This window comes from Pseudomonas sp. HLT2-19-2, from assembly GCF_054898005.1.
The window spans coordinates 1,919,290-1,930,242 of sequence record NZ_CM142712.1; the positions used below are offsets into that span (position 1 = coordinate 1,919,290).

Annotated in this window: 13 protein-coding genes; 12 read left to right on the forward strand and 1 reads right to left on the reverse strand. The window is 59.8% G+C overall.

Annotated elements, in window-relative coordinates:
- The first annotated feature begins 14 nt into the window (after nt 1–14).
- The 4 genes from ACYZTU_RS08875 (at nt 15) to ACYZTU_RS08890 (ending at nt 3,183) form a co-directional block, all read left to right on the forward strand.
- Nucleotides 15–674 carry a transglutaminase-like domain-containing protein gene (locus ACYZTU_RS08875; protein WP_461969478.1) on the forward strand — a complete coding sequence of 220 codons (660 nt, stop codon included), beginning with the start codon at nt 15–17 and terminating at the stop codon, nt 672–674.
- Nucleotides 675–717: 43 nt separating this feature from the next.
- Nucleotides 718–1,341 carry a glutathione S-transferase family protein gene (locus ACYZTU_RS08880; protein ID WP_461969480.1) on the forward strand — a complete coding sequence of 208 codons (624 nt, stop codon included), beginning with the start codon at nt 718–720 and terminating at the stop codon, nt 1,339–1,341.
- A gap of 133 nt (nt 1,342–1,474) precedes the next feature.
- Complete coding sequence (locus ACYZTU_RS08885; protein ID WP_461969482.1) at nt 1,475–2,407, forward strand: ABC transporter ATP-binding protein; 933 nt, start codon at nt 1,475–1,477, stop codon at nt 2,405–2,407.
- Entirely contained in the window at nt 2,404–3,183 is a 780-nt protein-coding gene (locus ACYZTU_RS08890; protein WP_449645220.1) for an ABC transporter permease, read from the forward strand. Before ACYZTU_RS08885 ends, ACYZTU_RS08890 begins: the two co-directional genes overlap by 4 nt.
- A gap of 136 nt (nt 3,184–3,319) precedes the next feature.
- Here the strand turns inward: ACYZTU_RS08890 and ACYZTU_RS08895 are convergent, their stop codons facing one another.
- Nucleotides 3,320–3,841, reverse strand: coding sequence for a DUF2062 domain-containing protein (locus ACYZTU_RS08895; RefSeq protein WP_461969484.1), 522 nt, complete (start codon nt 3,839–3,841; stop codon nt 3,320–3,322).
- A 135-nt stretch (nt 3,842–3,976) separates the two neighbouring features.
- Here ACYZTU_RS08895 and ACYZTU_RS08900 point away from each other — a divergent pair, with 135 nt between their 5' ends.
- From ACYZTU_RS08900 to murB, 8 genes are all read left to right on the forward strand, one after another.
- Nucleotides 3,977–6,199, forward strand: a complete 2,223-nt coding sequence (locus ACYZTU_RS08900) for a DNA internalization-related competence protein ComEC/Rec2 (RefSeq protein WP_461969486.1) — start codon at nt 3,977–3,979, stop codon at nt 6,197–6,199.
- 98 nt (nt 6,200–6,297) lie between these two features.
- Nucleotides 6,298–6,933 carry a MotA/TolQ/ExbB proton channel family protein gene (locus ACYZTU_RS08905; protein WP_449645218.1) on the forward strand — a complete coding sequence of 212 codons (636 nt, stop codon included), beginning with the start codon at nt 6,298–6,300 and terminating at the stop codon, nt 6,931–6,933.
- Nucleotides 6,930–7,361, forward strand: coding sequence for an ExbD/TolR family protein (locus tag ACYZTU_RS08910; protein WP_461969489.1), 432 nt, complete (start codon nt 6,930–6,932; stop codon nt 7,359–7,361). The genes ACYZTU_RS08905 and ACYZTU_RS08910 overlap by 4 nt, the downstream gene beginning before the upstream one ends.
- The gene (gene lpxK, locus ACYZTU_RS08915; RefSeq protein WP_461969491.1) at nt 7,361–8,371 is read left to right on the forward strand and encodes a tetraacyldisaccharide 4'-kinase; all 1,011 of its coding nucleotides are present in this window, start codon (nt 7,361–7,363) and stop codon (nt 8,369–8,371) included. The genes ACYZTU_RS08910 and lpxK overlap by 1 nt, the downstream gene beginning before the upstream one ends.
- Before the next feature lie 25 nt (nt 8,372–8,396).
- Nucleotides 8,397–8,582 (forward strand): Trm112 family protein, encoded by a 186-nt coding sequence (locus ACYZTU_RS08920; RefSeq protein ID WP_007945752.1) that lies wholly within the window; start codon nt 8,397–8,399, stop codon nt 8,580–8,582.
- Nucleotides 8,579–9,343 carry a 3-deoxy-manno-octulosonate cytidylyltransferase gene (gene kdsB / locus ACYZTU_RS08925; protein ID WP_461969493.1) on the forward strand — a complete coding sequence of 255 codons (765 nt, stop codon included), beginning with the start codon at nt 8,579–8,581 and terminating at the stop codon, nt 9,341–9,343. Before ACYZTU_RS08920 ends, kdsB begins: the two co-directional genes overlap by 4 nt.
- Nucleotides 9,343–9,807, forward strand: a complete 465-nt coding sequence (locus ACYZTU_RS08930; protein WP_449645215.1) for a low molecular weight protein-tyrosine-phosphatase — start codon at nt 9,343–9,345, stop codon at nt 9,805–9,807. The genes kdsB and ACYZTU_RS08930 overlap by 1 nt, the downstream gene beginning before the upstream one ends.
- Entirely contained in the window at nt 9,804–10,823 is a 1,020-nt protein-coding gene (gene murB, locus ACYZTU_RS08935) for a UDP-N-acetylmuramate dehydrogenase (protein WP_461969495.1), read from the forward strand. Before ACYZTU_RS08930 ends, murB begins: the two co-directional genes overlap by 4 nt.
- The last annotated feature ends 130 nt before the right edge of the window (nt 10,824–10,953 follow it).

Below are 10,953 nucleotides of genomic sequence, written 5' to 3' on the forward strand. Positions count from 1 at the left end.
AGGAGATTGTTCTCATGCACGAGTATCTGAGTTCCGGCCGCTTCATCGATAGTGACCACCCGTCAGTGGTGGAGTTCGCCGAAAAACATCGCGGCAGCCGTCGTGACCCGCTCGAGCAGGCGATCAATCTCTATTACGCCGTGCGCGAAGCTGTGCGTTACAACCCTTACACCTTCAGTCGCGACCCAGACACCTTGCGCGGCAGTTATGCGTTGGCAGCGGGGGAGAGTTATTGCGTGCCCAAAGCCACACTGCTGGCAGGCGCAGCCCGGCATTGCGGGATTCCGGCGCGGATCGGTCTGGCGGACGTGCGAAATCATTTGTCGACGCCGCGGTTGCTCGAGTTGCTCAAGAGCGATGTGTTCGCCATGCACGGTTATACGGAGCTACATCTGAACGGTCGCTGGGTCAAAGCCACGCCGGCGTTCAACCAAAAACTCTGCGAACTGTTCAACGTCGCACCGCTGGAATTCGACGGAATCAACGACAGCGTATTCCATCCTTTCAATCGCGACGGCGAGCAGTTGATGGAGTACCTGGTCGACCACGGCCAGTTCACCGACGTGCCTGAAGCGTTCTTTTTCGAGCACCTGGAGAAGTGCTATCCGCATCTGTTCAGCGACACACTGCCAGTGTTGCTGGGTGACATGCAGAGCGATTTGAGTCGCGCCTGATCCGGCGTATGCTGCCTGCGCGTTCATCCATAAAGAGGCGGTCATGCTGAAGATCTGGGGTCGGAAAAACTCATCGAATGTCAGAAAACCGTTGTGGGCCGCCGAGGAGCTGGGCCTGGCTTATGAAGCCATTGATGCGGGCGGCGCCTTTGGTGTAGTCGATACGCTGGAGTACCGCGCGATGAACCCCAATGGCCGCGTGCCGGTGATTGAAGACGATGGTTTCGTGCTGTGGGAATCGAACGCCATTGTGCGTTACCTGATGGCTCGTCACGCCAACGGCACAGCCTGGTATCCAAAGGATCTGCAGGCCAGAGCCTCTGCCGACAAGTGGATGGACTGGACCACTTCAAGCTTTGCCGGGCCGTTTCGCACTGTGTTTTGGGGTGTATTACGCACGCCGGAAAGTCAACGGGACTGGCCGGCAATCAACGCCGCGACCAAGGAGTGCGAAGGCTTGCTGTCGATGGCCGAGCAGGCGCTGGCGACTCAACCGTACCTGTCCGGCGATGAGATCGGCATGGGCGACATTCCTTTGGGCAGTTTCATTTATGCCTGGTTCGAGATGCCGATCGAGCGCGCGCCGCAGCCTCATCTGCAAGCCTGGTATGCACGCCTGAAACAGCGTCCGGCGTATCAGCAAGCGGTTATGACCGCGTTGACTTAATACTCACTATCGACACACTTGACTGTACTTGTGTGGCAGCGACAAGCACCATTGCGCTCACGCGCCGCGGTTGTATTCGTCGCCGCCCGCCCTTAATTGTCCCTTTCTCCCCTTCTTGGTGCGTAAATCCGATATGAGTTCCGCTCTGTCCATCCGGCAGCTAACCAAAACCTACGGCAACGGTTTCCAGGCCCTGAGTGGTATCGATCTGGACGTCGCCGAAGGTGACTTTTTCGCCTTGCTCGGCCCGAACGGCGCTGGCAAATCCACCACCATCGGCATTCTCTCGACCCTGGTGAACAAGACCAGCGGGACGGTGAATATCTTCGGTCACGACCTGGACAAGAATCCCGCGCAGCTCAAGCGCTCCATCGGCGTGGTGCCCCAGGAATTCAATTTCAACCAGTTCGAAAAGACCTTCGATATCGTCGTGACCCAGGCCGGTTACTACGGCATCCCGCCGAAAATCGCCAAGGAACGCGCCGAGCAATACCTGACCCAACTGGGCCTGTGGGACAAGCGCGATACGCCGTCGCGTTCACTGTCCGGCGGCATGAAGCGTCGCCTGATGATCGCCCGTGCGCTGGTTCACGAACCGCGCCTGCTGATCCTCGACGAACCGACGGCGGGTGTGGACATTGAACTGCGACGTTCGATGTGGACCTTCCTCACCGAGCTGAACAAGAAAGGCATCACCATCATCCTCACCACCCACTACCTGGAGGAGGCTGAGCAGTTGTGCCGCAACATCGGCATCATCGACCACGGCACCATCGTCGAGAACACCAGCATGAAACAGTTGCTCGGCCAACTGCATGTGGAAACGTTCCTGCTAGACATCAAAAACACGCTGCCAACCGCGCCGCAGTTGCTCGGTTATCCGACCAAGCTGCTCGACAGCCACACCCTTGAAGTTCAGGTCGACAAGGCCATGGGCATCACCGCACTGTTCACCCAATTGGCGCAACAGAACATCGAAGTGCTGAGCCTGCGTAACAAAACCAATCGCCTCGAGGAGTTGTTCGTGTCCCTGGTGGAGAAAAATCTGTCGAAGGTGGCGGTATGAGTTCCGAGCTGCAACCCAACCTCGTTGCCCTCAATACCATCGTTTACCGAGAGGTCAAACGCTTTACCCGGATCTGGCCGCAGACGCTGCTGCCGCCGGCAATCACCATGGTTCTGTACTTCGTGATCTTCGGCAATCTGATTGGTCGGCAGATCGGTGACATGGGTGGTTTCACCTACATGGAGTACATCGTGCCGGGGCTGATCATGATGTCGGTGATCACCAACTCTTACGGCAACGTGGTCTCGAGTTTTTTCGGCAGCAAGTTCCAGCGTTCCATCGAAGAATTGATGGTGTCGCCGGTATCACCGCATACGATTCTGATCGGCTACACCCTGGGCGGCGTGCTGCGCGGCTTGATGGTCGGGGTCATCGTGACCCTGCTGTCGCTGTTCTTCACCGATTTGCAGGTGCATCACCTGGGCGTGACCATTCTGGTGGTGGTGCTGACGGCGACGATCTTCTCGCTGCTGGGCTTCATCAACGCCGTGTTTGCGCGCAACTTTGATGACATCTCGATCATCCCGACGTTCGTGCTGACACCGCTGACGTACCTGGGCGGGGTGTTTTACTCGATTTCCTTGCTGCCACCGTTTTGGCAGACCGTGTCTCTGGCCAACCCGGTGCTGCACATGGTCAACGCGTTCCGTTACGGCATTCTTGGCGTTTCGGACATCAGGATCAGCGTGGCGATCACCTTCATGCTGGTGGCGACCATCGTGTTGTATATCGGTTGCGCACGGCTGCTGGTCAGCGGTCGCGGGATGCGTACGTAGGAGCTGCCGCAGGCTGCGATCTTTTGATCTTGATCTTGAATTGCGCTGCTTGAGCTGACGCTCAAAGATCGCAGGCTTCGCCAGCTCCTACAAAAGTATTCCAAGCCAGAAACGGCGCCTTTCCAGGCGCCGTTTTTCATTCTTGCATCCGGCTGCGCTTGCGCCGCCGCCACTGCCGCCCAACCCACCAGCGCCAGTACATCATGGTCAGGCAATAGGCGAGGGCACCCAGTACCAGCCCCATCACCACCGAGCCGAGCAAAAACGGCTGCCACAGGGAGGAGAGTTCGCCGCTGATCCATTCCCAGGTCAGTTCATCCGGCAGATGGCGTGCAGGGACGTCCATCAACCAGGCACCGGTCTGGTAGGTGCAGAAGAACACAGCCGGCATGGTGATCGGGTTGGTCAGCCAGACCAGACTGACGGCAATTGGCATGTTGCCCCGGACCATGATTGCCAGTATGGCGGCGACCAGCATCTGCAACGGAATCGGCAGGAATGCCGCGAACAGACCAACAGCCATGGCCCGTGCGACGGAATGGCGGTTGAGGTGCCAGAGGTTCGGGTCATGCAGCAGCGTGCCGAGAAAGCGTAAGGATTTGTGTTCCCTGATGCTGGTCGGGTCTGGCATGTAACGTTTGAACAAGCGCCGGGGCATAAGGCTTCTCGGTCGGTTAAGGCGGCAAGTATGTCTGGATTTTATGAACCGCCCATTCAGACTTTGTGACAATTAATAACGATGCCCGTGCGGATAGCCGGCTATGCCTAGGAGGGGACTCTCAAGGACGGGCGTATGCGCACAGGGATGATGGCGCTGGCGTTGGGTCTGCTGATCCTGCGTTTTTTACCGGTATTACCGCCGGTCTGGTTTTGGATGTTGCTGCCGTTCATAGGTTTGATGTTGCTGCCGTTTCGCAGCTATCCACTGGCATTTTTGCTGTTCGGCTTCAGTTGGGCGTGCGCGCAGGCGCAGTGGGCACTGGATGATCGGCTGCCGATGAGCCTCGATGGCGAAACCCGTTGGGTTGACGGGCGGGTGGTGGGATTGCCCCAGAACAATGAGGCAGTCGTGCGTTTCGAACTGGCGGACGCCCGGTCTCGACACGGTAAGTTGCCGCAACTGATACGCCTGGCTTGGTATGACGGACCGCCGGTGCTCAGCGGCGAACGATGGCGACTGGCAATCAAGTTGAAGCGTCCTGCCGGGCGGCTCAATCCCCATGCGTTCGATTACGACGCCTGGCTGCTGGCGCAACGCATCGGCGCTACCGGGACGGTCAAGGATGGCGAGCGGCTGATGGAAACCCGGTGGGCCTGGCGCGACGGCATTCGCCAGCGTTTGCAGTCCGTGGATGCTCAGGGGCGAACCGGTGCGCTGACAGCGTTGGTGCTGGGGGATGGCGCCGGATTGAGTCGCGAAGACTGGCAGGTGCTGCAAGACACCGGCACCGTCCATCTGTTGGTGATTTCCGGACAACACATCGGGTTGTTGGCAGGGCTGGTGTATCTGTTGATCGCCGGGCTGGCACGTTATGGCCTGTGGCCCAGACGCTTGCCTTGGCTGCCGTGGGCCTGTGGACTGGCGTTCGCGGCTGCTCTCGGTTATGGGCTGCTGGCCGGTTTCGAGGTGCCGGTGCGGCGGGCCTGCGTGATGATCGGTCTGGTGCTGTTGTGGCGCCTGCGATTTCGTCACCTCGGCGCCTGGTGGCCGCTGATGCTGGCGCTCGACTGTGTTTTGCTGCTGGATCCGCTGGCGAGTCTGCAACCGGGGTTCTGGTTGTCGTTCGCGGCGGTGGCGGTGTTGATCTTCACCTTCGGTGGTCGGTTGGGCCCATGGCGTTGGTGGCAAACGTGGACCCGAGCTCAATGGCTGATCGCGATCGGTCTGTGCCCCCTGCTGCTGGTGCTCGGGTTGCCGATCAGCCTCAGCGGGCCAGTGACCAATTTGCTGGCGGTGCCGTGGATCAGTCTGGTCGTGCTGCCTCCGGCGTTGTTGGGTACGTTGTTTTTACCCCTTCCTTATGTGGGCGAAGGGCTGCTGTGGTTGGCAGGCGGTTTGATCGACCTTTTGTTCAAGGGCCTGGCGCTGATCGCCGGGTTCTTGCCCGCGTGGGTGCCGGTGGCGATCCCGTTGTGGATATGGGCACTCGGCACATTGGGTGCCTTTCTACTATTAATGCCTCGAGGTGTGCCGTTTCGCGCGTTGGGCTGGCCGATGCTGCTGTTGCTGGTTTTTGCGCCCCGGCAAATCTTGCCTGAAGGCATCGTCGAAGTCTGGCAGCTGGATGTCGGCCAGGGTCTGGCAATCCTGGTGCGCACCCGTCATCACACGCTGTTGTATGACACCGGGCCACGTTTCGGCGATTTCGACCTGGGCGAACGGGTGGTCCTGCCTTCGTTGCGCAAACTGGGTGTGAACGGACTCGATCTGATGCTGATCAGCCATGCCGACGCCGATCATGCTGGCGGCGCCCGGGCCGTAGCCAATGGTCTGCCGGTGAAGCGGGTCGTCAGTGGCGATCCCCTGGCACTGCCTGCCGAGTTGCAGGCAGAGGGCTGCGAGAGCGGCAAGCAATGGGTCTGGGACGATGTGAGGTTCCAGCTCTGGCAATGGTCTTCAGCCAACGACAGCAATCAAAAATCCTGCGTCCTGCAGATAGAAGCCAACGGTGAGCGTCTTTTATTGACCGGTGATATAGACGCCGCAGCCGAGCGAGCCCTGCTTGACAGTCCACTGGCGGTACCTACGGACTGGCTGCAGGCGCCGCACCACGGCAGTCGCAGTTCATCTTCAATGGCGCTGCTCAACGGGCTGCAACCCAAAGCGGTGCTGATCTCCCGCGGACAGGGCAATTCATTCGGTCATCCCCATCCCACGGTCATGGCGCGCTATCAAAAGCGCGGCATGTTGATCTATGACAGCGCCGAACAGGGTGCCATCCGTCTGCAACTGGGACGCTTCAAGCAGCCGTGGACGATGCGTCTAGAACAGCGTTTCTGGCGCTCTGCGCAATAACCCGGAGCTATTAAAGCCCGACCGGATGCGACATCACAGTCTTCGGTGCGCTCACCCCCTATGTTAGAGTGGCGCACTTTTTCGAGGGGACTGTCACTGTGTGGGAATTGGTCATATCCGGCGGATGGATGATGATACCGATCATTCTGAGTTCCATCGCGGCAATGGCGATCGTCGCCGAACGCCTCTGGACCCTGCGAGCCAGCCGTGTGACCCCGGAGCATTTGCTCGGGCAGGTCTGGGTCTGGATCAAGGACAAACAACTCAATAAAGACAAACTCAAGGAACTGCGCGCCCACTCACCGTTGGGCGAGATCCTGGCGGCTGGCCTTGCCAACTCAAAGCATGGTCGCGAGATCATGAAAGAGTGCATTGAAGAAGCTGCCGCGCGAGTGATTCACGAGCTCGAACGCTACATCAATGCGCTGGGCACCATCGCCGCCATGGCCCCGTTGCTGGGGCTGTTGGGGACGGTATTGGGCATGATCGATATCTTCAGCGCGTTCATGGGCTCGGGCATGACCACCAACGCCGCCGTATTGGCCGGTGGTATCTCCAAGGCGCTGATAACCACGGCAGCAGGCCTGATGGTCGGTATCCCGGCGGTGTTCTTCCACCGTTTCCTGCAACGCCGGATCGATGAACTGGTGGTGGGCATGGAGCAGGAAGCGATCAAGCTGGTCGAGGTGGTACAGGGTGACCGTGATGTTGACTTGAATGGGGGCAAAGCGTGAGATTTCGCCGCAAGCAACGGGAGAATGTAGACATCAACCTCGCGTCGCTGATTGACGTGGTGTTTATCCTGCTGCTGTTTTTCGTTGTCACCACCACGTTTACCCGTGAAACCCAGTTGCGTGTTGATCTGCCGGAAGCGGTCAGCGGTTCGCCTGCCGAAGACCAGCAGGTCAAACACCTGGACGTTGCCATCAGTGCCGAAGGCGCGTTCTCGGTGAATAATCAGGTGTTGCCCAAGAACGACCTGGCGACCCTGATGGACGCGCTGCAGAAAGAATCCAGTGGCGACACCAACCTGCCGCTGTCCATCAGCGCTGATGGCAAGACTCAGCATCAGTCCGTCATCACCGCCATGGACGCCGCTGGCAAGCTTGGTTTCAGCCACTTGCGCATGACCACTGTCGAGGCGGCGCCGCCCGCGCCCTGATGGCCATGTCCGATCGCTTGCTCAACGCGTGGTACCAAGGTCATCCGGCCTTGAAGTTGTTACAGCCGCTGGAGTGGCTGTATCGGCGCGTGGTCATGAGCAAGCGCAAGCGCTTCCTGGCGGGTGAAGGGGAAATCTATCAGCCACCGGTGCCGCTGATCGTGGTCGGCAACATCACTGTTGGCGGCACCGGCAAGACGCCGCTGATTCTGTGGATGATCCAGCACTGCCAGCGCGGCGGTCTGCGGGTCGGTGTGGTCAGCCGCGGGTACGGCGCCAAACCGCCGCAACTGCCGTGGCGGGTTGAGGCAGATCAAAGCGCCGAGATCGCAGGCGATGAACCGCTGTTGATCGTCCAGCGCACCGGCGTGCCGTTGATGATCGACCCGGATCGCAGCAGTGCCGTCAAAGCGTTGCTGGCGAGTGAGCCGCTGGACCTGATCCTGTCCGACGACGGCATGCAGCATTACCGGCTGGCCCGCGACCTGGAACTGGTACTGATCGACGCCGCCCGAGGCTTGGGCAACAAACGTTGCCTGCCGGCCGGCCCCTTGCGTGAACCGGTCGAACGACTGCAAAGCGTCGACGCCGTGTTGTTCAACGGCGCCGCCGAGGATCGCGAAGACGGTTTTGCCTTCCAGCTTCAACCCACCGAACTGGTCAATCTGCACAGCGATGAACGTCGTCCCCTCGACCACTTCCCCGCTGGCCAAGCGCTGCACGCCGTGGCCGGGATTGGCAATCCGCAGCGTTTCTTCAAGACCCTCGAAACGCTACACTGGCAGCCAGTCCCGCATGCGTTTGCCGACCACGCCGAATACAGCGTGCAGGCCTTGAATTTCACACCGTCATTGCCGTTGGTGATGACCGAAAAGGACGCGGTGAAGTGCCGTGCCTTCGCCGCCGCCGATTGGTGGTACCTGGCGGTCGATGCTGCGCCATCGCCGGCCTTCGTGGCCTGGTTCGATACGCAGCTGATGCGCCTGTTGCCGGCTCGTCTTTTGCCTTAAATCCGTTTTTATCCAGGGAATGCTCATGGACACCAAATTGCTCGATATCCTCGCTTGCCCGGTCTGCAAAGGCCCGCTCAAGCTCAGTGCCGACAAAACCGAGCTCATCAGCAAGGGCGCAGGTCTCGCTTACCCGATTCGCGACGGCATCCCGGTGATGCTCGAAACCGAAGCCCGCACCCTGACCACCGACGAGCGTCTGGACAAATGACCACAGCCTTTACCGTTGTCATTCCATCGCGTTACGCCTCCACCCGCTTGCCGGGCAAGCCGCTGCTGCTGATCGCCGGCAAGCCGATGATCCAGCACGTCTGGGAGCAGGCGAGCAAAAGCAGTGCCGAGCGTGTTGTGGTCGCCACTGACGACGCGCGCATCGTTGAGGCCTGCAACGGGTTTGGCGCGGAAGTGGTGCTGACCCGCGAAGATCACAATTCCGGTACCGATCGCCTGGCCGAAGTCGCCACGAAACTGGGCCTGGCGCCGGACGCCATTGTGGTCAACGTTCAGGGCGACGAACCGTTGATCCCGCCGAGCGTGATCGATCAGGTGGCTGCCAACCTGGCCGCTCACACCGAAGCGCGCATGGCCACATTGGCCGAACCGATCGAAGACGTGGAAACCCTGTTCAACCCCAATGTGGTCAAGGTCGTCAGCGACCTCAATGGCCTGGCGCTGACCTTCAGTCGTGCCACGTTGCCGTGGGCCCGGGACGCGTTTGCCAAAAGCTGCGAGCAATTGCCGGAAGGCGTGCCGTATCGTCGCCACATCGGCATTTATGCCTACCGCGCCGGTTTCCTGCATGACTTCGTCAGCTGGGGTCCATGCTGGCTGGAAAACACCGAATCCCTGGAACAGCTGCGTGCCCTGTGGCACGGCGTGCGGATTCACGTCGCCGACGCGCTGATCGCACCGCCCACGGGCGTCGACACCGTTGAAGACCTCGAGCGCATTCGTCGCCTGCTGGAGGCCTGATGCGGGTTTTGTTCGTCTGCCTGGGCAACATTTGCCGTTCACCCACGGCCGAAGGTGTGCTGCGACACAAACTGCGCGAAGCGGGGCTGGCCAATCAAATCGAAGTCGCCTCCGCCGGCACCGGTGACTGGCATGTCGGCAAGGCCCCGGACAAGCGCAGCCAGGCTGCGGCGAAACTGCGCGGGTATGACCTGTCTGTTCAGCGCGCCCAGCAAGTGACCCGTGCGGATTTCGCCACCTACGACCTGATTCTGGCGATGGACAACAGCAACCTGCGCAACCTCAAGGCCCTGCAACCGGCCAAAGGCAAGGCCGAGCTGGATCTGTTCCTGCGTCGCTATCAGTCGGAAATCGATGAAGTGCCGGATCCGTATTACGACGGCGACCAAGGCTTTGAGCAGGTGCTGGACCTGATCGAGCGCGCCAGTGATTTGTTGGTGATCGAATTGAAGGGACGGTTATGAGTTTGCAGGTTCAACCCCAGGTTTCGCTCAAACCGTTCAACAGTTTTGGTGTCGACGTTCAAGCCCGGTTATTTGCCGAAGCCCATAGCGATGCCGACGTGCGTGAAGCCTTGGCCTATGCGGCGGAACATGACGTGCCGCTGCTGGTGATTGGCGGAGGCAGCAACCTGCTGCTGACGGCTGATATCCAGTCGCTGGTGCTGCGCATGGTCACGCGCGGGATTCGCATCCTGAGTGATGACGGCAGCAAGGTCGTTATAGAAGCCGAGGCGGGCGAGCCTTGGCATCCGTTCGTGCAACACACGCTGGCGCAGGGTTTGTCCGGTCTGGAAAACCTCAGCTTGATCCCTGGCACCGTCGGCGCTGCACCGATGCAGAACATCGGCGCCTATGGCGTGGAGATCAAAGATGTTTTCGCCGGCCTGACGGCTTTGAATCGCAAGAGCGGCGAACTGCGGGACTTCACCCTGGAAGAATGCAACTTCGCCTACCGCGACAGCCTGTTCAAACAGGAACCGGGGCGCTGGTTGATCCTGCGGGTACGATTCATTTTGGACCGCGCCGCGCGCCTGCACTTGGAGTACGGCCCGGTTCGTCAGCGCCTGACCGAGCAAGGCATCGATCACCCGACCGCCACCGACGTCAGCCAGGCGATTTGCAGTATCCGCAATGAAAAGCTCCCGGACCCGGCGGTGCTGGGCAATGCCGGCAGCTTTTTCAAAAATCCGTTGGTGCCCGCTGCGCTGGTCGCTCGGCTCAAAGGTGAGTACCCGGATCTGGTCGCCTACGCGCAACCCAACGGACAAATGAAACTGGCGGCGGGCTGGCTGATCGAACGGGCCGGCTGGAAAGGTTTCCGTGACGCTGATGCCGGCGTGCATATATTGCAGGCGTTGGTGCTGGTCAACTACGGCAACGCGACCGGTCTGCAATTGCTGAACCTGGCGCAACGCATCCAGAAAGACATTTCGGAACGTTTCCATGTCGACCTGGAAATGGAGCCCAATCGGTATTGAGGCTATGCTTTCCAGACTGATTTCAAAGCCCTGCACACCTGCAAATGTGCAGGGCTTTTTTGTTAATGCTGAGTTAACTTAGCCACCTAACGATGCAAACGTTTGCTCCATCAAAGGCCCGCTGCAGACG

Bases quoted from the DNA above. Each gene is read 5' to 3' on its own strand.
- ACYZTU_RS08875 (WP_461969478.1), top strand. From the start codon at position 15: ATGCACGAGTATCTGAGTTCCGGCCGCTTCATCGATAGTGACCACCCG.
- ACYZTU_RS08880 (WP_461969480.1), top strand. From the start codon at position 718: ATGCTGAAGATCTGGGGTCGGAAAAACTCATCGAATGTCAGAAAACCG.
- ACYZTU_RS08885 (WP_461969482.1), top strand. From the start codon at position 1,475: ATGAGTTCCGCTCTGTCCATCCGGCAGCTAACCAAAACCTACGGCAAC.
- ACYZTU_RS08890 (WP_449645220.1), top strand. From the start codon at position 2,404: ATGAGTTCCGAGCTGCAACCCAACCTCGTTGCCCTCAATACCATCGTT.
- ACYZTU_RS08895 (WP_461969484.1), bottom strand. From the start codon at position 3,841: ATGCCCCGGCGCTTGTTCAAACGTTACATGCCAGACCCGACCAGCATC.
- ACYZTU_RS08900 (WP_461969486.1), top strand. From the start codon at position 3,977: ATGCGCACAGGGATGATGGCGCTGGCGTTGGGTCTGCTGATCCTGCGT.
- lpxK (WP_461969491.1), top strand. From the start codon at position 7,361: ATGGCCATGTCCGATCGCTTGCTCAACGCGTGGTACCAAGGTCATCCG.
- ACYZTU_RS08920 (WP_007945752.1), top strand. From the start codon at position 8,397: ATGGACACCAAATTGCTCGATATCCTCGCTTGCCCGGTCTGCAAAGGC.
- kdsB (WP_461969493.1), top strand. From the start codon at position 8,579: ATGACCACAGCCTTTACCGTTGTCATTCCATCGCGTTACGCCTCCACC.
- ACYZTU_RS08930 (WP_449645215.1), top strand. From the start codon at position 9,343: ATGCGGGTTTTGTTCGTCTGCCTGGGCAACATTTGCCGTTCACCCACG.
- murB (WP_461969495.1), top strand. From the start codon at position 9,804: ATGAGTTTGCAGGTTCAACCCCAGGTTTCGCTCAAACCGTTCAACAGT.